General features: G+C 54.0%; 22 protein-coding genes and 1 riboswitch. Of the genes, 16 read left to right on the top strand and 6 right to left on the bottom strand.

Annotated elements, in window-relative coordinates; genetic code table 11:
• Positions 1-11: 11 nt before the first annotated feature.
• Positions 12-112: riboswitch (TPP riboswitch) on the bottom strand.
• 36 nt (positions 113-148) lie between these two features.
• Complete coding sequence (gene sgrR, locus O9K67_RS20770; protein ID WP_061497731.1) at positions 149-1,804, bottom strand: HTH-type transcriptional regulator SgrR; 1,656 nt, start codon at positions 1,802-1,804, stop codon at positions 149-151.
• Positions 1,805-1,892: 88 nt separating this feature from the next.
• On the opposite strand from sgrR, the gene sgrT reads away from it, so the two are divergent.
• Positions 1,893-2,045 carry a glucose uptake inhibitor SgrT gene (gene sgrT / locus O9K67_RS20765; protein WP_071890731.1) on the top strand — a complete coding sequence of 51 codons (153 nt, stop codon included), beginning with the start codon at positions 1,893-1,895 and terminating at the stop codon, positions 2,043-2,045.
• A 122-nt stretch (positions 2,046-2,167) separates the two neighbouring features.
• Complete coding sequence (locus O9K67_RS20760) at positions 2,168-3,346, top strand: sugar efflux transporter (protein ID WP_061497730.1); 1,179 nt, start codon at positions 2,168-2,170, stop codon at positions 3,344-3,346.
• 63 nt (positions 3,347-3,409) lie between these two features.
• Here O9K67_RS20760 and leuD read toward each other — a convergent pair whose 3' ends face one another.
• The 5 genes from leuD to leuL all read right to left on the bottom strand — a co-directional run bounded on the left by leuD (position 3,410) and on the right by leuL (position 8,274).
• Positions 3,410-4,015 carry a 3-isopropylmalate dehydratase small subunit gene (leuD, locus tag O9K67_RS20755; protein WP_061497729.1) on the bottom strand — a complete coding sequence of 202 codons (606 nt, stop codon included), beginning with the start codon at positions 4,013-4,015 and terminating at the stop codon, positions 3,410-3,412.
• 10 nt (positions 4,016-4,025) lie between these two features.
• Positions 4,026-5,429: a 3-isopropylmalate dehydratase large subunit gene (leuC, locus tag O9K67_RS20750; RefSeq protein ID WP_061497728.1), complete on the bottom strand. Its 1,404-nt coding sequence runs from the start codon at positions 5,427-5,429 to the stop codon at positions 4,026-4,028.
• Positions 5,430-5,431: 2 nt separating this feature from the next.
• Positions 5,432-6,523, bottom strand: a complete 1,092-nt coding sequence (gene leuB, locus O9K67_RS20745; protein WP_061497727.1) for a 3-isopropylmalate dehydrogenase — start codon at positions 6,521-6,523, stop codon at positions 5,432-5,434.
• On the bottom strand, positions 6,523-8,094 hold the full coding sequence (gene leuA / locus O9K67_RS20740) for a 2-isopropylmalate synthase (RefSeq protein WP_061497726.1): 1,572 nt from the start codon (positions 8,092-8,094) through the stop codon (positions 6,523-6,525). The genes leuB and leuA overlap by 1 nt, the downstream gene beginning before the upstream one ends.
• Before the next feature lie 93 nt (positions 8,095-8,187).
• On the bottom strand, positions 8,188-8,274 hold the full coding sequence (gene leuL / locus O9K67_RS24785; protein WP_134319006.1) for a leu operon leader peptide: 87 nt from the start codon (positions 8,272-8,274) through the stop codon (positions 8,188-8,190).
• 549 nt (positions 8,275-8,823) lie between these two features.
• Here leuL and leuO point away from each other — a divergent pair.
• The 14 genes from leuO to murG all read left to right on the top strand — a co-directional run bounded on the left by leuO (position 8,824) and on the right by murG (position 25,285).
• On the top strand, positions 8,824-9,786 hold the full coding sequence (gene leuO / locus O9K67_RS20735; protein WP_061497724.1) for a transcriptional regulator LeuO: 963 nt from the start codon (positions 8,824-8,826) through the stop codon (positions 9,784-9,786).
• Between the two features lie 385 nt (positions 9,787-10,171).
• The gene (ilvI, locus tag O9K67_RS20730; RefSeq protein WP_061497723.1) at positions 10,172-11,896 is read left to right on the top strand and encodes an acetolactate synthase 3 large subunit; all 1,725 of its coding nucleotides are present in this window, start codon (positions 10,172-10,174) and stop codon (positions 11,894-11,896) included.
• A gap of 2 nt (positions 11,897-11,898) precedes the next feature.
• A complete protein-coding gene (gene ilvN, locus O9K67_RS20725; protein ID WP_007373137.1) occupies positions 11,899-12,390 on the top strand; it encodes an acetolactate synthase small subunit in 492 nt (163 codons plus the stop codon).
• 179 nt (positions 12,391-12,569) lie between these two features.
• On the top strand, positions 12,570-13,574 hold the full coding sequence (cra, locus tag O9K67_RS20720) for a catabolite repressor/activator (RefSeq protein WP_061497721.1): 1,005 nt from the start codon (positions 12,570-12,572) through the stop codon (positions 13,572-13,574).
• A 622-nt stretch (positions 13,575-14,196) separates the two neighbouring features.
• The gene (gene mraZ, locus O9K67_RS20715) at positions 14,197-14,655 is read left to right on the top strand and encodes a division/cell wall cluster transcriptional repressor MraZ (RefSeq protein ID WP_061497719.1); all 459 of its coding nucleotides are present in this window, start codon (positions 14,197-14,199) and stop codon (positions 14,653-14,655) included.
• 2 nt (positions 14,656-14,657) lie between these two features.
• Positions 14,658-15,599: a 16S rRNA (cytosine(1402)-N(4))-methyltransferase RsmH gene (gene rsmH / locus O9K67_RS20710; RefSeq protein ID WP_061497717.1), complete on the top strand. Its 942-nt coding sequence runs from the start codon at positions 14,658-14,660 to the stop codon at positions 15,597-15,599.
• Positions 15,596-15,961 carry a cell division protein FtsL gene (ftsL, locus tag O9K67_RS20705; RefSeq protein ID WP_061497715.1) on the top strand — a complete coding sequence of 122 codons (366 nt, stop codon included), beginning with the start codon at positions 15,596-15,598 and terminating at the stop codon, positions 15,959-15,961. The genes rsmH and ftsL overlap by 4 nt, the downstream gene beginning before the upstream one ends.
• 25 nt (positions 15,962-15,986) lie before the next feature.
• Positions 15,987-17,753: a peptidoglycan glycosyltransferase FtsI gene (locus tag O9K67_RS20700; protein ID WP_061497713.1), complete on the top strand. Its 1,767-nt coding sequence runs from the start codon at positions 15,987-15,989 to the stop codon at positions 17,751-17,753.
• Positions 17,740-19,227, top strand: a complete 1,488-nt coding sequence (gene murE, locus O9K67_RS20695; protein ID WP_061497711.1) for a UDP-N-acetylmuramoyl-L-alanyl-D-glutamate--2,6-diaminopimelate ligase — start codon at positions 17,740-17,742, stop codon at positions 19,225-19,227. The genes O9K67_RS20700 and murE overlap by 14 nt, the downstream gene beginning before the upstream one ends.
• A complete protein-coding gene (murF, locus tag O9K67_RS20690) occupies positions 19,224-20,582 on the top strand; it encodes a UDP-N-acetylmuramoyl-tripeptide--D-alanyl-D-alanine ligase (protein ID WP_061497709.1) in 1,359 nt (452 codons plus the stop codon). The genes murE and murF overlap by 4 nt, the downstream gene beginning before the upstream one ends.
• Complete coding sequence (gene mraY, locus O9K67_RS20685; protein WP_061497707.1) at positions 20,576-21,658, top strand: phospho-N-acetylmuramoyl-pentapeptide-transferase; 1,083 nt, start codon at positions 20,576-20,578, stop codon at positions 21,656-21,658. Before murF ends, mraY begins: the two co-directional genes overlap by 7 nt.
• Before the next feature lie 2 nt (positions 21,659-21,660).
• Positions 21,661-22,977 carry a UDP-N-acetylmuramoyl-L-alanine--D-glutamate ligase gene (gene murD / locus O9K67_RS20680; RefSeq protein WP_061497704.1) on the top strand — a complete coding sequence of 439 codons (1,317 nt, stop codon included), beginning with the start codon at positions 21,661-21,663 and terminating at the stop codon, positions 22,975-22,977.
• Positions 22,977-24,221 (top strand): cell division protein FtsW, encoded by a 1,245-nt coding sequence (ftsW, locus tag O9K67_RS20675; RefSeq protein ID WP_061497702.1) that lies wholly within the window; start codon positions 22,977-22,979, stop codon positions 24,219-24,221. The genes murD and ftsW overlap by 1 nt, the downstream gene beginning before the upstream one ends.
• Complete coding sequence (gene murG, locus O9K67_RS20670) at positions 24,218-25,285, top strand: undecaprenyldiphospho-muramoylpentapeptide beta-N-acetylglucosaminyltransferase (RefSeq protein ID WP_061497699.1); 1,068 nt, start codon at positions 24,218-24,220, stop codon at positions 25,283-25,285. The genes ftsW and murG overlap by 4 nt, the downstream gene beginning before the upstream one ends.
• Positions 25,286-25,331: the final 46 nt, after the last annotated feature.

Below are 25,331 nucleotides of genomic sequence, written 5' to 3'. Positions count from 1 at the left end.
GGCAAAGGATTTTGAGTAATAGCCTCAAATCCCTTCGCCGGCGTTATCCGGATCAGGTTCGACGGGTATTTTCTCAGCACGCGCCTGTGGCGCAGCACCCCGTTGAGAACGCCGCTATTGTAATGATTTGGTAAAAAATGCGAAAGCCTTATGGATCCGGCGGCGCAAACCAGGCGGATTTAAAATCGAACCAGCCTAAGGTGTTCATACGCAGACCGCGCATGGAACGCTGGCCCTGGATCATTAACCAGTGATGAATAAGCGGCACAATGGCTTTGCTGGCCAGCAGTTGCTGCGACCAGACGGCAAGATTCATTTCCCCTTTGCGCCACTGTGCGGCATCCGCCTGCCAGTCACGCTGAATACAGTGTTGTACTAACGGGACCTCATACAGGTTAGCAAACACCGAGAAATCCAGCGGCAAGGTAAAGTTGGCGCTGTTGAGCCAGATATCGCTGTCGGCATCACCGCGGTGCCACTCCTCGTAATCCACTTCCTGAACGATCAGCTTCACACCTTGCTGCGCCAGTAAGGTACTCATGGTGCGGGAGAGGGCTTCGTGTTCATTATGTTCGCGATAAAACGTCAACGTCAGGGTTTCCAGTCCTGCGGGTTTCTCTCCACTGCCGGGGCGCGCATGATGCCAGCGTGGCAGCAGGCCATATGCCGGGAACCAGTAACGTTGGTATTGTTCGTTGGCATGCCACAACAGATTGGTCGGCGAGAGAATCTTGCTGACCCATTCTCTGACTTCAGGGTTGGCGCCACGGCTGGAACGGGCGTCGAACAGCAGATAGTAGCAGCCCTCTTCGAGGCGGCTTTCCACGGCTTTTTCGCCGTCGGTCGGTCCCTCCAGTGTCAGGCCGTTGGTCGGTTCATCGGCCAGGTCCGGTAAAACCCAGACGTTGACCTCATCAATCAGGGCGCGAAAGCCGAAGTAATCGTCAAAAGCATGGATCTTTAACTGATTGCTGGTATTCCGCGTGACGGCGTAAGGACCGGTGCCAATCGGCTGACTGGCAAAATTGCCCAGCGTGTTCCACTCACGCGGCAGGATCATCGACGGGACGTAACCCATTAACCAGGGGAGCCAGTTATCCGGTTGCGTGAGATGAATATCCAGCGTCCACGGCGTGGGTGAGAGCACTTCGCGAATGTGGGAGTAAAGCGGCAGCGCGGTTGCACGCTGGAGCGAGGCAATCACATCGCTCATATCTAATTCACGGCCGTGATGAAAATGGATGCCGGGGCGTAAATAAAAGCGCCAGTGCAGAGGTGATATTAACGTCCAATGGTGGGCAATATCCGCTTCCAGTTCCCCATTTTCCTCATTTATACGCGTCAGTGCACTGAAAATTTGCCGCGCCATGTGGGTTTCAGAACGCCGCAAAGCCGTTCCGGGCAGCAGGTTGCGCAGTGGCCGGTAATAGAGCACGCGCAGGATATGTCGACCGCTACGGAAGCTGCGACCGAGATGAGAGACCAGCATCTGACGAACGGCGGTTTTATCCCCCACCAGTTGCACAAGCTGATCGATACGATCCTGCTCCAGCAGGTCTTCGGCGCGCTGCTGTTGCAGCGCAAGGCCGGTATAGAGGAAAGTCAGGCGCGATCGTTTGCCGCGTCCGGCTTCCGCATCCCACGTTAGCCACCCGCGTTGCTGCATGGTATTCAACAGCGTACGCATGTGTCGCCGCGAGCAACTGAGCAGATCCGCCAGCTCATTGAGCGTTGTTTCCTGGGATTTTCCATCGCAGCATTGCCACAGACGGATGAACTGTTGTTGCAGGCGACCGGACGACATAAAAGGGGAACTCCTGACAGAAACTCAGCAATTTATTAATCCCTATATTAAGCCAATAATTCTCCGTGATGAAAGCGAGGAGGTGATTATGAAAGGATCATCCACACGGCGATTTTATCTGGACTATTTTCTCGCCACGCAGGATGCATGCTGGCTCGCCTGTCAGAGCGCAAGGCTGCGCCTGAAAATGCTGGAAGAATTGATGCAGTGGGACGTGACAACGCCGATCCGGAAAGGCTGATTCGCGGCCATCATGTGTGACTGAGTATTAGGTGCTAATCACCTGCGCCAGCAAAATCTTTTTTGCTGGCTTTTTTCATTTATTATTTCAACGCTTTTTTCGCCTTTGACAAGGAATTGCTCATGCTCTGGTTGATGACGATGGGACGCCGCCTGAACGGTGTGTATGTCGCTTTTATGATCGTCGCATTTATGATGGGAGTTGCCGGGGCTGTGCAGGCACCGACGCTCAGCCTGTTTCTAAGCCGCGAAGTGGGTGCGGAGCCTTTCTGGGTTGGACTCTTTTATACCGTCAATGCGATTGCCGGGATCCTGGTGAGCCTCTGGCTGGCAAAGCGCTCCGACAGCCAGGGTGATCGCCGGAAATTGATCCTCTTTTGCTGCCTGATGGCGGTTGGCAATGCATTGCTCTTCGCGTTTAACCGCCATTATCTGACATTAATTACCTGCGGTGTATTGCTGGCCTCACTGGCTAATACCGCCATGCCGCAGCTTTTTGCGCTGGCCCGTGAGTACGCAGACAGTTCCGCGCAGGAAGTGGTGATGTTCAGCTCGGTCATGCGTGCGCAACTTTCCCTGGCCTGGGTCATCGGCCCGCCGCTGGCGTTTATGCTGGCGTTAAATTACGGCTTTACCGCCATGTTCACCATTGCTGCCGGGCTATTTGTGATTAGCCTGGTGTTAATTGCTTTCTGGTTGCCTTCGGTCACGCGTATTGCGCAGCCAGCCGACGTGGCGGTAACGCAGGTAGGGGGCTGGCGTGATAAAAACGTACGCATGTTGTTTATCGCCTCCACGCTGATGTGGACCTGCAATACCATGTACATTATTGATATGCCGCTGTGGATAAGCCTTGAGCTTGGTCTGCCGGACAAGCTGGCCGGGATCCTGATGGGAACGGCGGCTGGGCTGGAGATCCCGGCGATGATCCTGGCGGGTTATGTGGTTAAACGCGTGGGCAAGCGGCGCATGATGGTGACTGCGGTCGCGGCGGGCGTGCTGTTCTATATGGGATTACTGTTTTTTCATAGCCAGACGGCATTGTTGGTATTGCAACTGTTTAACGCGGTGTTTATTGGCATTGTTGCCGGGATTGGTATGTTGTGGTTTCAGGATCTGATGCCGGGGCGCGCAGGTGCGGCAACGACGTTATTCACCAACAGCATCTCAACCGGTGTTATCCTGGCGGGCGTTATCCAGGGCGCGCTGGCGCAACGTTTTGGTCATGGCTCGGTGTATGCAGGGATTGCAGCGATTTCAGTGGCGGCGTTGCTGCTCACCAGTCGGGTCAAAGATGTGTGAGTGGCTGGCAGACCTGCGTATCGAGCAAAACGCCACCCGGCATTACACCGGATGGCGGTTCATTTAGCCCATAAAAGCTGGCTGTTTGTTTTCGTATGCGGCAATAGCGTCTTCATGCTGCAACGTCAGGCCGATGCTGTCCAGACCGTTCAGCATGCAGTGGCGACGGAAGGCGTCAAGCGTGAAGCTGTAAGACTTGTCGCCTGCTTTTACCACCTGCGCTTCCAGGTCAACCTCAAACGTAATGCCCGGGTTGCTTTGCACCAGTTTGAACAAGGTATCCACCTCTTCATCGCTCAGCGTAACCGGCAGCAACTGGTTGTTGAAGCTATTGCCATAGAATATGTCGGCAAAGCTCGGGGCGATAACCACCTTGAAACCGTAGTCGGTTAGCGCCCACGGTGCGTGTTCACGTGAGGAGCCGCAACCAAAGTTTTCGCGCGCCAGTAAAATCGATGCGCCTTTGTATTGCGGAAAATTCAGCACGAACTCCGGGTTCGGCTGCTGGCCCTGATCATCGAGAAAACGCCAGTCGTTGAACAGATGCGCGCCAAATCCTGTACGGGTGACCTTCTGCAAAAACTGCTTCGGGATAATGGCGTCGGTATCGACGTTAGCGGCATCCAGCGGAACAACCAGACCGGTATGTTGGGTAAATTTCTCTGCCATGGTGGTCTCCTTATTGCTGCAGGCTGCGAATATCAGCGAAATGGCCGGTAACTGCGGCGGCAGCCGCCATGGCCGGGCTCACCAGGTGCGTGCGCCCGCCGCGGCCCTGGCGGCCTTCAAAGTTACGGTTACTGGTGGATGCACAACGCTCGCCTGGGTTCAGGCGGTCATTGTTCATTGCCAGGCACATAGAGCAGCCCGGCAAACGCCATTCAAAACCGGCTTCGATAAAAATCTTATCCAGGCCTTCGGCTTCTGCCTGCGCTTTCACCGGGCCGGAGCCTGGAACCACAAGGGCCTGTACGCCCGGTGCGACTTTGCGCCCTTTGGCGATTTCTGCCGCTGCCCGCAAATCTTCAATACGTGAGTTGGTGCAGGAGCCGATAAAGACTTTATCGATCGCCACGTCGGTCAGCGGAACGCCGGGTTTGAGGCCCATATAGGCCAGCGCTTTTTCCGCCGAGGCGCGCTCTACCGGATCGGCAAAGGAAGCCGGATCGGGAATTTTGTCGGTGACGGAGATAACCTGACCTGGGTTAGTGCCCCAGGTCACTTGCGGCGCAATCTCTTCCGCCTGCAGTGTTACCACGGTGTCGAAGACCGCGTCTTCATCGGTTTTCAGGGTCTTCCAGTACGCGATGGCGTCGTCAAAATCTTTGCCCTTCGGCGCGTGCAGACGGCCCTTCACATAGTTGAACGTGGTTTCATCCGGGGCGACCAGACCTGCTTTTGCGCCCATCTCAATGGCCATGTTGCACAGTGTCATACGGCCTTCCATGCTCAGGGCGCGGATCGCCTCGCCGCAGAACTCCACCACATGCCCTGTACCACCTGCGCTGCCAGTTTTACCGATAATCGCCAGCACGATATCTTTCGCGGTGATACCCGGCGCGGCTTTGCCTTTCACTTCGATTTTCATGGTCTTCGCACGACCCTGTTTCAGGGTTTGCGTTGCCAGTACGTGTTCAACTTCAGAGGTCCCGATGCCGAAGGCCAGCGCGCCAAATGCGCCGTGCGTTGCGGTATGAGAGTCGCCACACACAATGGTCATGCCCGGCAGGGTAATGCCCTGTTCCGGCCCCATCACATGGACGATGCCCTGATAAGGATGGTTCAGGTCATACAGCTCAACGCCGAACTCGTTACAGTTTTTGATCAGCTCTTGCATCTGGATGCGCGCCATCTCGCCTGAGGCGTTGATGTCTTTGGTCTGCGTGGAGACGTTGTGATCCATGGTAGCAAAGGTTTTACCCGGCTGACGAACCGGACGATGATGAGCGCGCAAGCCATCAAAAGCCTGCGGTGACGTCACTTCATGCACCAGATGTCTGTCGATATACAACAGCGGGGTTTCATTTGGCGCTTCATAGACCACATGGGCGTCAAACAGTTTTTCATACAAGCTCTTGGCCATGATCATACCCCTTCAGTGACATAGCGGGCGATGATGTCACCCATCTCATCGGTACTAACGGCGGCAGCGCCGCGGGCTAAATCGCCAGTGCGTACACCTTCTTCTAAAGCACGGTTGATGGCGCTTTCGATGGCGGAAGCCGCATCGTCAGCGTCCAGGCTGTAGCGCAGTAACAGCGCCAGCGACAGGATCTGTGCAATCGGGTTAGCGATATTTTTACCGGCGATATCCGGCGCTGAGCCACCAGCCGGTTCATACAGACCAAATCCTTGTTCGTTCAGACTGGCCGAAGGCAGCATACCCATGGAGCCCGTGATCATGGCGCATTCATCAGACAGAATGTCGCCAAACAGGTTTGAACACAGCAGCACATCGAACTGGGACGGATCTTTAATCAACTGCATGGTCGCGTTGTCGATATACATATGAGCCAGTTCAACATCCGGGTATTCCGTTGCGATTTCGTTGACGATTTCGCGCCATAACAATGATGTCTGCAGGACGTTGGCTTTGTCGATAGAGTGCACTTTTTTACGGCGCTTGCGTGCGGATTCAAAGGCGATACGCGCGATACGCTCGATCTCAAAACGGTGATACACCTCGGTATCAAACGCTTTTTCGTGCTGGCCTGTTCCTTCGCGCCCTTTTGGCTGACCGAAGTAGATACCGCCGGTTAATTCGCGCACGCACAGAATGTCGAAGCCATTTGCTGCGATGTCTTCGCGCAGCGGGCAGAATGCTTCCAGACCCTGGTACAGTTTGGCCGGACGCAGGTTGCTGAACAATTTAAAGTGCTTACGCAACGGCAGCAGCGCGCCGCGTTCCGGCTGCTGCGCCGGGGGCAGGTTTTCCCATTTCGGACCGCCAACAGAGCCGAACAGAATAGCATCAGCCTGCTCGCAGCCTACAACCGTTGCCTGTGGCAACGGGTTCCCGTGGCGATCAATCGCGATGCCGCCAACGTCATAATGGCTGGTGGTAATGTGCAGGCCAAAACGGTTACGCACGGCTTCCAGTACTTTCAGGGCTTGCGCCATGACTTCCGGGCCAATGCCATCGCCCGGCAACACAGCAATATGGTAATTCTTCGACATCACACGGTTTCCTTGTTGTTCTCTTTGTTCTGAGCTTTGCGTTGCAATTCTTGTTCAACTTCCGCAGCACGCCAGATGCTGTTCAGCACGTGCACCATGGCCTTGGCGGAGGATTCAACAATGTCGGTCGCCAGACCGACGCCATGGAAACGACGGCCGTTATAATTCACCACGATATCCACCTGGCCCAGTGCGTCTTTGCCGTGGCCTTTGGCGCTCAAGCCGTATTTCACCAGCTCAATGTCGTATTCGGTGACACGGTTAATGGCCTGATAGAGAGCATCGACCGGACCGTTACCGTTGGCAGCTTCTGTTTTGATTTCGTCTCCACAGGCCAGTTTCACCGAGGCGGTGGCGATATCGTTGGAACCAGACTGCACGTTGAAATAGTCCAGACGGAAATGTTCTGGCTCTTCCTGCTGCTTGTTAATGAACGCCAGAGCTTCCAGATCGTAATCAAAGACCTGGCCTTTTTTATCCGCCAGTTTCAGGAAGGCGTCGTACAGGTTATCCAGATTGTAATCGGCTTCTTTGTAGCCCATCTCTTCCATACGGTGTTTTACTGCCGCGCGACCTGAACGGGAGGTCAGGTTCAGCTGTACCTGGTTCAGACCGATGGATTCCGGGGTCATGATTTCGTAGTTTTCACGGTTTTTCAGCACGCCATCCTGGTGAATGCCGGAAGAGTGGGCGAAAGCGCCGGTACCGACAATCGCTTTGTTCGCCGGGATCGGCATGTTGCAGATTTGACTAACCGTCTGGCTGGTGCGCCAGATTTCATGGTGATTAATACGGGTGTGCACGTTCATAATGTCTTTGCGCACTTTAATCGCCATGATCACTTCTTCCAGTGAACAGTTACCGGCACGTTCGCCGATACCGTTCATTGCGCCTTCTACCTGGCGTGCTCCCGCATGCACTGCCGCGATGGCGTTGCCCACTGCTAAACCTAAGTCATCGTGGGTGTGAACGGAGATAATCGCTTTATCAATATTAGGCACGCGTTCATACAGGCCGGAGATGATGTTGGCGAATTCAAAGGGCATGGTGTAACCGACGGTATCCGGAATATTGATGGTTTTTGCCCCTGCGTTGATCGCCGCTTCCACAACGCGCGCCAGATCGTCAATCGGTGTACGGCCTGCATCTTCACAGGAGAATTCAACATCGTCGGTATAATTGCGCGCACGTTTTACCATATAGATTGCACGTTCAATGACTTCATCCAGCGTGCTGCGCAACTTGGTGGCGATGTGCATGGGGGAGGTGGCGATAAACGTGTGTATACGAAATGCTTCCGCCACTTTTAACGATTCTGCTGCGACATCGATATCTTTTTCTACGCAGCGGGCGAGGGCGCAAACCCGGCTATTTTTCACCTGGCGCGCAATAGTCTGTACGGATTCAAAATCACCCGGGGACGAAACCGGGAAACCGACTTCCATCACATCGACACCCATACGTTCCAGCGCCAGGGCGATTTGCAGCTTCTCTTTCACGCTCAGGCTTGCCTGTAACGCCTGTTCGCCATCGCGTAATGTGGTATCGAAAATAACGACTTGCTGGCTCATGGTTTAGGTCCTTTTTCTCTTAGGTCGCCTCGCTACGAGCATAAAAAAACCCGCGCCAAGGCGCGGGTTCTTAGTCTTAAACTGGAAGACGATTCAACTCTGAATATCGCCCACCGGTCTACCGCGCACGAGAGATGCGTTTAGTAGTAGTAGACCAGCGAAACCGACGTTGCGAATCATGAATCATGCTCCAGATGAATGCGATATGCTTTTAGTGGTACTGGATACGCCGAACAATGTCAACCCTTGCCGCTAAAAATGGCCCTTGGTTGACTCGGATTATTTTATGGCTGGTTAGTCAATTATTCTGCGTGAAAAAAGAAAAACAAAATTACTGGTTGTATGTTAAGGCCAGTTTTATTGTCATTATCGGATTGACATGATCCACGGAGCCGCGGAAACAGGACTTCCTGAGATGAAATGGTGGCGTGCGTCATAATAGTTGTTTAACTTAAGTGTACTCAATAAAATGAGCATTAATTTTATTGGACATAAGCGATAGCGTTGTCAATTATTTTATGATGATAGTTACGTTGCTTTTATAATTCAGAGGTATTAATTCGCATTCGGAATAGATAATATTGCTGTTGCTTTTTTTTATTTGTTTTGTGCACTTAGCTATCGGGCTTTATATAATCCTAATTTGCTGTGGCTCACTTCTAATAATGCTATATGCATGATAAATCATCTTCCTGAATATTATTATTATACAAGCGAAGGGAGCTTATCATGACGACAGCATGCAACACTCCAGGGAAAGTCGTTGATAACCATAAGATTAGTGAGGTAGGTAAGCCACAGTTACGTTCCGTTGATCTGAATTTACTCACCGTCTTTGACGCGGTGATGCAAGAACAAAACATCACCCGGGCAGCGCATTCGCTCGGTATGTCACAACCTGCGGTGAGTAATGCCGTTGCACGGCTTAAGTTGATGTTTAATGACGAGCTCTTTGTTCGTTATGGACGGGGGATCCAGCCGACTACACGCGCATTTCAGCTTTTTGGCTCCATTCGACAGGCCTTGCAATTGGTGCAAAATGAGTTACCAGGCTCCGGTTTTGAACCGGTGACCAGCGAACGCGTGTTTAATCTTTGTGTCTGCAGTCCGCTTGATAATTTTTTAACATCCATAATTTACAAAAATGTTCAGAAACTCGCCCCCAATATTCATTTAGTGTTCAAGTCTGCGCTTAATCACAATACTGAACATCAATTGCGTTACCAGGAAGTTGAATTTGTGGTCGGCTACGAAGAATTTCGTCGCCCGGAGTTTTCCTGTGTACCGCTTTTTAAAGATGACATGGTGCTGGTTGTCAGTAAAAAGCATCCGCGAATTGATGCAATCATCACAGAAGCGGACGTTTTTAATGAGCAGCACGCCGTTGTTTCCCTCGAACGCTATGCTTCTTTTAGCCAGCCCTGGTATGACACGCCCGAAAAGCAAAGCCGCATTGCTTATCAAGGGATGGCGCTGACCAGCGTGTTAAACGTGGTTTCACAAACCCACCTGGTGGCCATTGCGCCGCGTTGGCTCGTGGATGAATTTGCTGCGAGTCTGGAATTACAGGCGCTTCCGTTGCCTCTTCGGCTGAAAAGCCGAACGTGCTACCTCTCCTGGCACGAAGCGGCGGGGCGTGACAAAGGCCATCAGTGGATGGAAGAGGTGCTCGTCTCTGTCTGCCGCCGCTGACATGCCTTCAATAAACCAGGCTTTAAACGCCTGGTTTATTCTGCCTTGATTTTCACTGCCAGTATTTTGTCCTGATTTTCGTCTGTAGTGGCGTCGGTGTTCGCGTTAAAAATGCATGAATTACTGAACATGCTGCGGTTCGGATGATGAATGGTCATCGTCTTTGCTTATCACAGAGGTTTCCACCAATTCTTGTTTGTGGACTTCGTTTTTCCTCTTTTCCGGCGGGTGGGCGGCGACGGTTTGCTGATTGCTTGCCAGATTTTGAGCGGTTATGGTAACTGCCATTCATAATCAGAAGGCAGGGACTTCCTGTTCTGTACAGTGCGACAGTGCGGAAATGATTTTCGCTGTCAATCGACAAACGAAAGCCTGGAGGCAAACCATGGAGATGTTGTCTGGAGCCGAGATGGTCGTCCGATCGCTTATCGATCAAGGCGTCAAGAAGGTGTTCGGTTATCCCGGAGGCGCGGTCCTCGATATCTACGATGCCCTGCATACTATTGGCGGTATAGAACATGTATTAGTACGCCATGAACAGGCTGCAGTACACATGGCTGACGGACTGGCGCGAGCCACGGGGGAAGTCGGTGTGGTGCTGGTGACTTCCGGTCCGGGGGCGACAAACGCTATCACCGGTATTGCCACGGCGTATATGGATTCGATTCCATTGGTGGTGCTGTCCGGGCAGGTGGCGACCTCTTTGATTGGCTATGATGCTTTTCAGGAGTGCGACATGGTGGGGATTTCCCGCCCGGTAGTGAAACACAGTTTCCTGGTTAAGCAAACCGAAGACATCCCCGGAGTATTAAAGAAAGCGTTCTGGTTGGCGGCCAGTGGCCGGCCGGGGCCGGTGGTCGTCGATTTGCCGAAAGACATCATGAATCCGGCTAACAAGCTGCCTTATGTCTGGCCGGAGTCGGTCAGCATGCGTTCCTACAACCCCACTACGCAGGGGCATAAAGGGCAAATCAAACGCGCCTTACAAACGCTGAGCGCAGCTAAAAAGCCGGTTATCTATGTTGGTGGTGGCGCGATTAATTCCGCCTGTGAAACTCAGCTGCGCCAGCTTGCGGAAAAGCTCAATTTACCGGTGGTATCGTCTTTGATGGGGTTGGGCGCTTTCCCGGCGTCGCACCGTCAGTCGCTTGGCATGCTGGGTATGCATGGCACCTATGAAGCTAACATGACCATGCACAACGCCGACGTTATTTTTGCGGTGGGCGTACGTTTTGACGATCGCACAACCAACAACCTGGCAAAATATTGCCCGGAAGCCACAGTGCTGCATATCGATATCGATCCTACCTCTATTTCTAAAACGGTGCAGGCGGATGTGCCTATCGTGGGGGATGCGCGGCTGGTGCTGGAGCAAATGCTGGAGTTGCTGGAACAAGAGACCTATCCGCAATCGCCAGATGATATTCGCGACTGGTGGCTGCGCATCGATCAGTGGCGTGCGCGACAGTGCCTGAAATATGACACGCAAAGTGAGAGTATCAAACCGCAGGCGGTGATCGAAACCATCTGGCGTTTAACTCATGGCGATGCGTATGTCACGTCCGATGTCGGGCAACACCAGATGTTTGCGGCGCTCTATTATCGCTTTGATAAGCCGCGGCGCTGGATCAATTCGGGGGGGCTGGGCACTATGGGCTTTGGTTTGCCTGCGGCGCTTGGCGTAAAAATGGCCTTCCCGGATGAGATGGTCATCTGTGTCACCGGGGACGGCAGCATCCAGATGAATATTCAGGAGCTTTCTACGGCGCTGCAATATGAGTTGCCGGTGCTGGTGCTGAATCTCAACAACCGTTACCTGGGGATGGTGAAGCAGTGGCAGGATATGATCTATTCTGGTCGCCATTCGCAATCTTACATGCAGTCGCTCCCGGATTTTGCTCGCCTGGCGGAAGCGTATGGTCACGTAGGTATCAATATTACGCGTCCGGAAGAGCTGGAACAGAAGCTCGCGCAGGCGCTGGAGCAGGTGAAGAATAATCGCCTGGTATTTGTTGATGTTACCGTTGACGGTAGTGAACACGTTTATCCGATGCAGATCCGCGGTGGCGGCATGGATGAGATGTGGTTAAGCAAAACGGAGAGGACCTGATTATGCGGCGGATACTGTCTGTCTTACTGGAAAATGAGTCAGGTGCGTTATCGCGCGTGATTGGTCTGTTCTCACAGCGTGGCTATAACATTGAAAGCCTGACGGTTGCGCCCACGGACGATCCCACATTGTCGCGCATGACGATCCAGACCGTCGGCGATCAGAAAGTGCTGGAACAAATTGAAAAGCAACTGCATAAACTGGTCGATGTCCTGCGTGTGAATGAGCTGGGGCAGGGGGCTTACGTTGAGCGTGAGATCATGCTGGTGAAGATCCAGGCCAGCGGCTACGGGCGCGAAGAAGTGAAGCGCAATGCAGAGATCTTTCGCGGTCAGATCATTGATGTTACGCCTTCTATTTATACGGTTCAGCTTGCCGGCACCAGCGATAAGCTGGACGCATTTTTAGCGACCATTCGTGACGTGGCAAAAATCGTTGAGGTTGCACGCTCCGGCGTGGTGGGGTTGTCACGCGGTGATAAAATCATGCGTTAAGCGTGATTAGCCTTCAGCATTTAAAGGCCTGACATCCGGTGTCGGGCCTTTTTTTTGCGAAATCAGATGGAACCAGAGACGAAAGCGGTTGCCGCAGTGCCTATTCTGCGCTTAGATGTTATGGAAATTAGCCTATATCCCTAAAAAGGTTATGGAGTGCACTATTTTAAGGGGAAATTGTGAAACTGGATGAAATCGCCCGGCTAGCTGGCGTCTCACGAACCACGGCAAGCTACGTCATCAATGGTAAGGCGAAGCAATATCGTGTCAGCGACAAAACCGTTGAAAAAGTCATGGCCGTCGTTCGTGAGCATAACTACCACCCGAATGCGGTAGCGGCTGGGTTGCGAGCAGGACGTACTCGCTCTATTGGGCTGGTTATCCCCGATCTCGAAAATACGAGTTACACCCGTATTGCTAACTATCTGGAACGGCAGGCCCGTCAGCGTGGTTATCAGTTGCTGATTGCCTGTTCGGAAGATCAACCTGATAACGAAATGCGCTGTATTGAACATCTCCTGCAGCGCCAGGTGGATGCGATCATCGTTTCCACTTCGCTGCCGCCGGAGCATCCTTTCTATCAGCGCTGGGCAAATGACTCTTTCCCCATTGTCGCACTGGATCGTGCGCTGGATCGTGAACACTTCACCAGCGTGGTAGGTGCCGATCAGGACGATTCAGAAATGCTGGCGGCAGAACTGCGCAAATTCCCGGCTGAACGCGTGCTGTACATGGGCGCGCTACCCGAGCTGTCGGTCAGCTTCCTGCGTGAGCAAGGGTTCCGCACCGCCTGGAAAGACGATCCGCGCGAGGTGCAGTATCTCTACGCTAATAGCTACGAGCGGGAAGCCGCGGCTCAGTTGTTCGAAAAATGGCTGGAAACGAACCCGATGCCACAAGCGCTGTTTATCACTTCGTTTGCGTTATTGCAGGGCGTGCTGGATGTGACCTTACGCCGCGACGGTAAACTGCCGTCTGATTTAGCCATTGCGACCTTTGGCGATCACGAACTGCTGGATTTCCTGCAATGCCCGGTGCTTGCTGTTGCGCAGCGTCATCGTGATGTGGCTGAGCGTGTACTGGAAATTGTGCTGGCAAGCCTCGACGAGCCGCGCAAACCGAAAGCAGGTCTGAGCCGCATCCGCCGCAATCTCTACCGTCGCGGGATATTAAGTCGCGTTTAATCATCGACATTAAAGGCAGCGGCAGCTGCCTTTTTTGTTTTGGTGACTGTCTTTAATCATTTTATTGCTTTTCATCTTCCTAAGATAAATCCTTATTTTTTATCAGGTGGCTTTTTATTTATTCAGGTTGTTTCTTTAAATCCAATTTTTATGTGTTATTGAGAAGTAACTGAACATGATTTCTGTATTAAATTGTTACATCTGAAAAAAGAGCGCAATTGCCGAATTAACAACCGCTTCTGGCAGACAGATTTTACCATCTCTCATCTGCCGCCACGCTAAGTGCAGCCGCACGTAACTGGCACTGTTCAGGTGCGTCAATATGTCTTAAAATGCCGCCCGCGTCGCAAACTGACACTTTATATTTCGCGCGCAGAAATTGAATGGTTTTAAACGCCGGTGCGCATATTCTGTTTTTTTTCTTGCAAATATTCATGACGTTAATTTGCCTCGTAAGCTGAGCAGTAATTCACCAACGCAGATATTCACTGCGAATAAGGGATCTTTTGCTCTGGTTAGCCTTTGCGCTGGCTTGACAAGCTTTTCCTCCGCTCCGTAAACTCCCTTGGTGGGATTTTGTGGGATAAAGTGGTGAAAAAGATCACCTGGGGGTGAACCGGACATGTTCCGTGGCGCGACGTTAGTCAATCTCGACAGCAAAGGGCGGTTATCCGTTCCGACCCGTTATCGGGATTTGCTGCAGGAGAATGCTTCCGGTCAGATGGTGTGTACCATTGACATCCGTCACGCATGCCTGCTGCTTTACCCTCTGCCCGAATGGGAAATTATCGAGCAAAAATTGTCGCGTCTGTCGAGCATGAATCCGCTTGAGCGGCGCGTACAACGTTTATTGCTGGGACACGCCAGCGAGTGCCAGATGGATAGCGCTGGGCGTTTATTGATCGCACCTGTTTTGCGACAACACGCCGGGCTGACCAAAGAAGTGATGCTGGTCGGGCAGTTCAATAAATTTGAGCTGTGGGACGAAACGACCTGGTATCAACAGGTCAAGGAAGATATCGACGCTGAGCAATCGGGTTCCGAAGCGCTTTCGGATCGATTGCAGGATTTGTCTCTGTAAAGATGATGGAAAATTTTAAACACACGACGGTGCTGCTGGATGAGGCCGTTAATGGCCTGAATATTCGTCCGGATGGCATTTACATCGATGGCACTTTTGGTCGCGGTGGTCACTCGCGCCTGATCCTCTCCCGTCTGGGAGCGGCAGGACGCTTGCTGGCGATCGATCGCGATCCGCAGGCGATTGCTGTAGCTCAAACCATTGATGATCCTCGCTTCTCCATCATTCATGGACCTTTCTCTGCGCTTGCTGATTATGTCAGCGAGCGTGACCTTATTGGCAAGATCGATGGAATTCTTCTCGATCTTGGCGTTTCTTCACCGCAACTTGACGATCCTGAACGCGGTTTCTCTTTTATGCGTGATGGGCCGCTGGATATGCGTATGGATCCTACGCGTGGCCAGTCCGCAGCCGAATGGCTGCAAACCACTGAAGAAGCCGATATTGCCTGGGTGTTGAAGACCTTTGGCGAAGAGCGTTTTGCCAAGCGTATTGCCCGCGCCATTGCTGAGCGTAACCGCGTTGACCCGATGACCCGCACAAAGGAGCTGGCGGAAGTGGTTGCGGCGGCGACACCGGTGAAAGACAAGTTCAAACATCCCGCGACCCGTACCTTCCAGGCGGTGCGCATTTGGGTGAACAGTGAACTGGAGGAGATCGAGCAGGCGCTAAAAAACTCGCTCGGCGTGCTGGCCCCGGGAGGGCGGCTTTCGATTATCAGCTTCCATTCGCTGGAAGACCGGATTGTAAAACGCTTTATGCGTGAACAAAGCCGGGGCCCGCAGGTTCCTGCCGGGTTGCCGATGACCGAAGAGCAACTCAGGAAACTGGGTGGCCGTCAGTTGCGAGCATTAGGAAAGTTGATGCCGGGTGAAGAAGAAGTGGCTGAAAACCCACGTGCCCGTAGTTCAGTTCTGCGTATTGCAGAGAGGACGAACGCATGATCGGCAGAGTGACAGAGACCCTGAGCAAAATGAAAGGATCGTTAGGAAGCAACGAGCGCCATGCTTTGCCTGGCGTGATCGGCGACGATCTTTTGCGATTTGGGAAACTGCCACTCTGTCTGTTCATTTGCATCATCATGACGGCGGTGACGGTGGTGACCACCTCTCACCACACACGCTTATTAACCGCGCAGCGCGAGCAGATGGTTCTCGAACGTGATGCGCTGGATATCGAGTGGCGTAACCTGATCCTGGAAGAGAACGCGCTTGGCGATCACAGCCGGGTTGAACGGATCGCGACGGAAAAGCTGCAAATGCAGCATGTCGATCCCTCCCAGGAAAATATCGTGGTACAGAAATAGTGACGAATAAGGAATCACGCGACGCATGAAAGCAGCGGCGAAGACGCTTAAACCGAAACGCCAGGAAGAACAGGCCAACTTTGTGAGTTGGCGTTTTGCGTTGCTTTGCGGTTGCATTTTACTGGCGCTGGGATTCCTGCTTTGCCGGGTCGCGTATTTGCAAATCGTCAACCCGGATATGCTGGTGCGTGAAGGGGACATGCGTTCCCTGCGCGTTCAGGAAGTCGCGACATCGCGCGGGATGATTACCGATCGCTCCGGTCGTCCGCTGGCGGTAAGTGTGCCGGTAAAAGCCATTTGGGCCGATCCGAAAGAATTACACGATGCTGGCGGCGTTACGCTGGATAACCGCTGGAAAGCCCTTTCCGACGCGCTGAACATGCCGCTCGATCAACTTGCTGCGCGCATTAATGCCAACCCCAAAATGCGTTTTATCTATCTGGCCCGCCAGGTCAACCCGGATCTGGGCGACTACATCAAAAAACTCAAGCTGCCGGGCATCCACCTGCGGGAAGAGTCTCGCCGTTACTACCCGTCCGGGGAAGTAACCGCTCACCTCATTGGCTTTACCAACGTTGACGGCCAGGGGATTGAAGGGGTCGAGAAAAGTTTTGATAAGTGGTTAACCGGGCAACCGGGCGAACGTATTGTGCGTAAAGATCGCTATGGCCGCGTTATCGAAGATATTTCTTCAACGGACAGCCAGGCTGCGCATAACCTGGCACTGAGCATCGATGAGCGCTTGCAGGCGCTGGTCTACCGTGAACTGAATAACGCGGTGGCTTTTAACAAAGCAGAGTCCGGTAGCGCGGTGTTGGTGGATGTTAACACCGGTGAGGTGCTGGCGATGGCGAATAGCCCCTCGTATAACCCGAATAACTTCACCGGTACGGCGCAGGATGCCATGCGCAACCGCGCTATCACCGACGTCTTCGAACCGGGTTCCACCGTTAAGCCCATGGTGGTAATGACCGCGTTGCAGCGCGGTGTGGTGAACCCGAACACGGTGTTAAATACCGTGCCTTATCGTATTAACGGCCATGAAATCAAAGACGTGGCGCGTTACAGCGAATTGACCCTCACCGGGGTACTACAGAAGTCGAGTAACGTTGGTGTGTCAAAACTGGCGTTAGCGATGCCCTCCTCAGCGTTAGTAGATACTTACTCACGTTTTGGACTGGGAAAAACGACCAATTTGGGGATGGTCGGGGAACGCAGTGGCTTATTTCCTCAAAAACAACGGTGGTCTGACATAGAGAGGGCCACCTTCTCTTTTGGCTACGGGCTAATGGTAACGCCGTTACAGTTAGCGCGTGTCTACGCAACGATTGGCAGCTATGGCATCTATCGCCCGCTGTCGATTACCAAAGTTGATCCGCCCGTGCCGGGCGAACGTGTCTTTGCCGAGCCCATTGTGCGCACTGTGGTGCATATGATGGAGAGTGTTGCGCTGCCAGGCGGCGGCGGGGTGAAGGCAGCCATCAAAGGGTATCGCATCGCTATCAAGACCGGTACAGCCAAAAAAGTCGGTCCGGATGGTCGCTATATCAATAAATACATTGCTTACACCGCTGGCGTCGCGCCAGCCAGCCGCCCGCGCTTTGCGCTGGTGGTGGTCATTAACGATCCGCAAGCGGGTAAATACTACGGTGGCGCCGTGTCTGCGCCGGTCTTCGGTGCCATCATGGGCGGCGTTCTGCGCACCATGAACATTGAGCCGGATGCGCTGACCACGGGCGAGAAAAGTGAGTTTGTAATTAATCAAGGCGAGGGAACAGGTGGCAGATCGTAATTTGCGCGACCTTCTCGCTCCGTGGGTGCCTGGTGCGCCGGAGCGAGCACTGCGGGAGATGACGCTCGACAGCCGTGTGGCTGCATCGGGTGATCTCTTTGTGGCGGTGGTCGGTCATCAGGCGGACGGGCGTCGTTATATCCCGCAGGCGATTGCGCAAGGTGTTGCTGCCATTATTGCTGAAGCGAAAGGCGAAGCAAATGACGGTGAAATTCGTGAAATGCACGGCGTGCCGGTCATTTATCTCAGCCAGTTAAATGAGCGCCTTTCTGCGCTGGCGGGCCGTTTTTACGGTGAGCCTTCTGAACAATTACGCCTGATTGGCGTAACCGGCACCAACGGTAAAACCACCACCACACAACTGCTGGCGCAATGGAGTCAGTTACTGGGTGAAACCAGTGCGGTGATGGGGACCGTGGGTAACGGTTTGTTGGGCAAAGTCAGCCCAACGGAAAATACCACCGGCTCTGCGGTGGATGTGCAGCACGTGATTGCCAGCCTTGCGCAACAAGGGGCAACCCTTGCGGCGATGGAAGTTTCATCACACGGTTTGGTGCAGCATCGCGTTGCCGCATTGAAATTTGTCGCCTCCGTATTTACCAATTTAAGCCGCGATCATCTTGATTATCACGGTGATATGACGCAGTACGAAGCGGCGAAATGGCTGCTGTTTTCCTCGCACCACTATGGTCAGGCGATCGTAAACGCCGATGACGAAGTGGGGCGCCGCTGGCTGGCGAATCTGCCGGATGCGGTCGCGGTATCGATGGAAGATCATATCAACCCGAACTGCCATGGCCGTTGGTTGAAAGCTGTGGCGGTGGAGTATCACGACAGCGGTGCCACGATTCGCTTTGATTCCTCATGGGGTGAAGGCGAAATTGAAAGCCGTCTGATGGGCGCATTTAACGTCAGCAATTTGCTGCTGGCGTTGGCAACGCTGTTGGCGCTGGGTTATCCGCTTCATGACTTACTGAAAACGGCCTCCCAACTGCAGCCGGTTTGTGGGCGTATGGAAGTGTTCAGCGCACCGGGCAAACCGACGGTTGTCGTTGACTATGCCCATACGCCGGATGCGCTGGAAAAAGCGCTGCAGGCGGCACGCCTGCACTGCACCGGCAAACTGTGGTGCGTGTTTGGCTGCGGCGGCGATCGTGATAAAGGCAAACGACCACTGATGGGCGCCATTGCGGAACAATTTTCGGATGTGCCCGTGGTGACGGATGACAACCCGCGCACGGAAGAGCCCCGGGCCATTATTAATGACATTCTTGCCGGGATGCTGGACGCAGGCCGCGCCCATGTAGTGGAAGGTCGCGCAGAAGCGGTGACCAACACTATTATGCAGGCCAAAGAAAACGACGTGGTGTTGCTGGCTGGTAAGGGCCATGAAGATTACCAGATTGTCGGTACGCGTCGTCTTGATTATTCCGACCGCGTGACGGCCGCACGTTTGCTGGGGGTAGTGGCATGATTAGCGTAACGCTTGGCCAGCTTGCCCACATTCTACAGGCAGAATTACACGGTCAGGATGTCACCGTTGATGCGGTGACCAGTGATACCCGCAAATTAACGCCGGGTTGCCTGTTTGTAGCGCTGAAAGGTGAACGTTTTGATGCCCATGACTTTGCTGATAAAGCCAAAGAGGGCGGTGCTGGCGCGCTGTTGGTCAGCCGGAAACTGGATACTGACCTGCCGCAACTGGTGGTGAAGGATACCCGGCAGGCGTTTGGCGAACTGGCGGCATGGGTTCGCCAGCAGGTTCCGGCTCGCGTTGTCGCACTGACGGGATCTTCCGGCAAGACCTCGGTAAAAGAGATGACCGCAGCCATTCTCAGCGAATGCGGGAATACCCTCTATACCGCGGGGAACCTCAACAACGATATCGGCGTGCCGATGACGCTGTTGCGTTTGACCAAAGAGCATCAGTACGCGGTGATTGAACTGGGGGCTAACCACCAGGGCGAAATCGCCTGGACCGTAGGACTGACCCGCCCGGAAGCGGCACTGGTGAATAACCTGGCGGCGGCGCATCTGGAAGGTTTTGGTTCGCTGGCGGGCGTGGCAAAGGCCAAAGGTGAAATTTACACCGGGCTGCCGGACAACGGCATTGCCATTATGAATGCCGATAACAACGATTGGCTGAACTGGCAGAGCATCATCGGCGAACGCAAAGTCTGGCGCTTCTCGCCGAATGCGGCGAACAGTGATTTTACCGCGACCAACGTTCATGTGACCTCTCACGGTACGGAATTCACGTTACAAACGCCGGGCGGCAGCATTGACATCACGCTACCGTTGCCGGGCCGCCACAACATTGCCAATGCACTGGCGGCGACCGCGCTGGCGATGGCGGTTGGCGCAAGTCTCGATGCGGTGAAGAAAGGGCTGGCGAATCTGAAAGCCGTACCTGGTCGCCTGTTCCCGGTGCAGTTAAGCGAAAATCAGTTACTGCTGGATGACACTTATAACGCCAATGTCGGGTCAATGACCGCGGCAGCACATGTGCTGGCCGAAATGCCTGGCTACCGCGTGATGGTGGTGGGTGACATGGCTGAACTCGGTGATGAGAGTAAGGCCTGCCACATTCAGGTTGGTGAAGCGGCAAAAGCTGTCGGTATCGACAAAGTACTGAGCGTGGGAACGTTGAGTCAGGCATTAAGTTCCGCCAGCGGCGTTGGCGAGCATTTTAACGATAAAGCGGCAGTAGTGGCGCGTTTAAAAACGCTGATTGCCGAACAACAAATTTTGACCATTTTGGTTAAAGGTTCACGTAGTTCCGCCATGGAAGAGGTGGTTCGCGAATTACAGGAGAACGGGACATGTTAGTGTGGCTGGCCGAACATTTGGTCAAATATTATTCAGGCTTTAACGTCTTTTCTTATCTGACGTTTCGCGCCATTGTCAGCCTGCTGACCGCGCTCTTCATCTCATTGTGGATGGGGCCGCGCATGATTGCCCGCCTGCAAAAACTCTCTTTTGGCCAGGTTGTACGTAACGATGGCCCGGAGTCACACTTCAGCAAACGTGGCACTCCCACGATGGGCGGCATCATGATCCTCACCGCCATCGTTGTTTCCGTGCTGTTGTGGGCTTATCCGTCTAACCCGTACGTCTGGTGCGTGCTGGTTGTGTTGGTGGGCTACGGCGTAATTGGTTTTGTCGACGACTATCGCAAAGTCGTGCGCAAAGACACGAAAGGGCTTATCGCGCGCTGGAAATATTTCTGGATGTCAGTCATCGCACTGGGTGTGGCCTTTGCTTTGTACCTTGCTGGCAAAGATACGCCAGCGACCGAACTGGTGGTGCCGTTCTTTAAAGATGTTATGCCGCAACTGGGCTTGCTCTACATCGCGCTGGCCTACTTTGTGATTGTCGGCACGGGTAATGCGGTCAACCTGACAGATGGTCTGGATGGCCTGGCGATCATGCCCACCGTCTTTGTTGCCGGTGGTTTTGCGCTGGTGGCCTGGGCAACCGGGAACATGAACTTTGCGAACTACCTGCATATTCCTTATCTGCGCCACGCCGGGGAATTGGTTATCGTCTGTACGGCGATTGTTGGCGCAGGATTGGGTTTCTTGTGGTTTAACACTTACCCGGCTCAGGTCTTTATGGGTGATGTGGGATCGCTGGCACTGGGTGGTGCGCTAGGCATTATCGCTGTGCTGCTGCGCCAGGAGTTCCTGTTGGTGATCATGGGTGGCGTATTTGTGGTGGAAACACTGTCGGTCATTTTGCAGGTGGGTTCCTTTAAGCTGCGCGGGCAGCGCATTTTCCGTATGGCACCGATTCACCACCACTATGAACTGAAAGGCTGGCCAGAGCCGCGCGTGATTGTGCGTTTCTGGATTATTTCGCTGATGCTGGTGCTGATTGGCCTGGCAACGCTGAAGGTACGTTAATCATGGCAGATTACCAGGGTAAAAAAGTCGTCATTATCGGTTTAGGCCTGACGGGTCTTTCCTGCGTGGACTTTTTCCTCGCGCGCGGCGTGACGCCGCGGGTGATGGATACGCGTGTTTCACCGCCGGGACTGGACAAGCTGCCCGAAGAGGTGGAGCGCCATCTTGGTAGTCTCAACGATGACTGGCTGCTGGCGGCGGATATGATCGTCGCAAGCCCCGGCATCGCGCTGGCTCACCCTTCTTTGAGTGCGGCGGCGGACGCGGGTATTGAGATCGTTGGCGATATCGAACTGTTCTGCCGCGAAGCACAAGCGCCGGTGGTGGCCATTACCGGTTCCAACGGTAAAAGTACTGTAACGAAGCTTGTGGGTGAGATGGCCGAAGCGGGCGGCGTTAATGTTGGCGTCGGCGGCAATATTGGTCTGCCTGCACTCATGCTACTGGATGAAGCGCGTGAGCTGTATGTCCTGGAGTTGTCCAGCTTCCAGCTCGAAACCACTTCCAGTCTGCAGGCTGTAGCGGCAACCATACTGAATGTGACGGAAGATCATATGGATCGCTATCCGTTTGGTCTGCAGCAGTATCGCGCCGCGAAGCTGCGTATTTATGAAAACGCGAAGGTGTGCGTGGTCAATGCGGATGATGCACTCACCATGCCGATTCGCGGCGCGGACGAGCGCTGTGTCAGTTTTGGCGTGGATGTGGGCGATTATCATCTGAACCGCCAGCAGGGGGAAACCTGGCTGAGGGTAAAAGGTGAAAAAGTCCTGAACGTTAAAGAGATGAAACTGACCGGGCAGCACAACTACACCAACGCGTTGGCTGCGCTGGCGCTGGCCGATGCCGCAGGTTTACCGCGTGCCAGTAGCCTGAAAGCGCTGACGACATTTACCGGTCTGGCGCATCGCTTCCAGTTGGCGCTGGATCATAACGGGGTGCGCTGGATCAACGACTCGAAAGCCACCAATGTGGGAAGCACCGAAGCCGCGCTGAACGGTTTGAACGTTGACGGTACGCTGCATCTGTTGCTGGGTGGTGATGGCAAATCCGCCGATTTTTCGCCGTTGAAGCGTTACCTCGGTGGCGATCGCGTGCGTTTGTACTGCTTCGGCCGTGATGGTGCGGAGCTGGCAGCGCTGCGACCGGAGATCGCCGATCAAACCGATACGATGGATCAGGCGATGCGCCTTATCGCTACGCGTGTGCAACCTGGCGATATGGTACTGCTGTCACCGGCGTGCGCCAGCCTGGATCAGTTTAAGAATTTTGAACAACGGGGCGATGTCTTTACCCGTCTGGCGCAGGAGTTAGGTTGATGCGTTTAACTCTCCCCCGCCCGCGAATGCCGCGCCTGCCAGGATTTGGGATCCTGGCGTGGCTGTTTGCGGCATTAAAAGGCTGGGTGATGGGATCCAGAGAGAAAGATACCGACAGCCTGGTGATGTATGACCGCACGTTGCTGTGGTTGACCCTGGGCCTGGCGGCTATCGGTTTTGTGATGGTGACCTCGGCGTCAATGCCGGTGGGGCAACGTCTCACTAACGATCCCTTTTTCTTTGCGAAACGCCATGCGTTGTACCTGTTTCTTGCATTTTGCTCGGCGATCATCACGTTGCGGTTACCGATGGAGTTCTGGCAGAAGTACAGCTCTGTGATGCTGATCGCGGCGATCATTATGTTGCTGGTGGTGCTGGTTGTGGGAAGCTCGATTAACGGTGCGTCGCGCTGGATCGATCTTGGTTTGATGCGTTTTCAGCCTGCGGAGTTCACCAAGCTGTCGCTGTTCTGTTATCTGGCGAACTACCTCGTGCGTAAAGTCGATGAAGTGCGTAACAACCTGCGCGGCTTCCTCAAACCGATGGGGGTGATCCTCGTGCTGGCAGTATTACTGCTGGCGCAGCCGGACTTGGGTACTGTGGTGGTGCTGTTTATTACGACGCTGGCGATGCTGTTCCTGGCAGGGGCCAAATTGTGGCAGTTTATCGCCATTATCGGTATGGGTATTTCGGCAGTAGTGCTGTTGATCCTTGCAGAACCGTATCGTATCCGCCGCGTGACGTCGTTCTGGAACCCGTGGGAAGATCCGTTTGGTAGTGGTTATCAGTTAACCCAGTCGTTGATGGCGTTTGGTCGCGGCGAACTGTGGGGGCAAGGGCTGGGCAATTCGATACAGAAACTGGAGTACTTACCGGAAGCGCATACCGACTTCATCTTCTCCATTATCGGCGAAGAGCTCGGTTATATCGGTGTGGTGCTGGCACTTTTAATGGTATTCTTCGTCGCTTTCCGCGCCATGTCCATCGGGCGTAAAGCGCTGGATATCGACCACCGTTTCTCGGGTTTTCTGGCGTGCTCTATTGGTATCTGGTTTAGCTTCCAGGCTCTGGTTAACGTAGGTGCGGCCGCAGGTATGCTGCCGACCAAAGGGTTAACATTGCCGCTGATCAGCTATGGCGGTTCCAGCTTATTAATTATGTCGATGGCGATTACGCTGTTGCTGCGAATAGATTATGAAACGCGTCTGGAAAAAGCCCAGGCGTTTACACGAGGTTTGCGATGAGTGGTCAACCGAAGCGGTTAATGGTGATGGCAGGCGGCACCGGCGGGCATGTTTTCCCCGGGCTTGCGGTCGCGCACCATTTAATGGATCAGGGCTGGCAAGTACGCTGGCTTGGAACCGCGGATCGCATGGAGGCCGATCTGGTGCCTAAACATGGGATCGAGATCGACTTTATCCGTATCTCTGGCCTGCGTGGCAAAGGGATCAAGGCGCAATTGCTGGCGCCGGTACGTATTTTCAACGCCTGGCGTCAGGCGCGCGCGATTATGCAGCGCTTTAAACCCGACGTAGTGCTGGGGATGGGCGGTTATGTTTCAGGCCCTGGCGGCCTGGCGGCCTGGTCGCTGGGGATCCCGGTGGTGCTGCATGAGCAAAACGGCATTGCCGGTTTGACCAACAAATGGCTGGCGAAAATTGCCACCAAGGTGATGCAGGCATTTCCTGGCGCTTTCCCGAAAGCGGAAGTGGTGGGGAATCCGGTTCGCGTTGATGTGTTGGCGCTTCCGTTGCCGCAGCAGCGTTTACCGGGGCGAGATGGTCCGGTGCGTGTACTGGTTGTCGGCGGCTCGCAAGGTGCGCGTGTACTGAATCAGACCATGCCGCAGGTGGCGGCAAAGTTGGGTGAATCGGTGACCCTCTGGCATCAGAGCGGTAAGGGCGCACAGCAGGAGGTTGAGCAGGCTTACGCCTCTGCCGGGGCGCCTCAGCATAAAGTAACGGAATTTATTGACGATATGGCGCAAGCCTACGCGTGGGCGGATGTGGTGGTTTGCCGTTCCGGTGCGCTGACGGTCAGTGAAATTGCTGCTGCGGGTTTACCGGCGTTGTTTGTGCCGTTCCAGCATAAAGATCGGCAGCAATACTGGAATGCGCTGCCGCTGGAAAAAGCCGGTGCGGCGAAGATTCTGGAACAACCGCAATTCACCGCTGACGCGGTGGCGGCGATCCTCGCAAGCTGGAACCGCGAAGCATTACTGGATATGGCAGAGCGCGCGCGTGCGGCGGCCATTCCGGATGCCACCGAACGAGTGGCGCATGAAGTGAGCCTGGCAGCACAGGCCTAAATACTGGCGGCGCCTGTTGCGCCGCGCGAATTTGAAGTAGTCGATG

Origin of the sequence: Kosakonia oryzendophytica (assembly GCF_027886705.1) — a bacterium.
Lineage (GTDB): Bacteria > Pseudomonadota > Gammaproteobacteria > Enterobacterales > Enterobacteriaceae > Kosakonia > Kosakonia oryzendophytica.
Note: the sequence above shows the minus strand (reverse complement) of the source record. Positions and strands in the feature narration are given on the sequence as shown.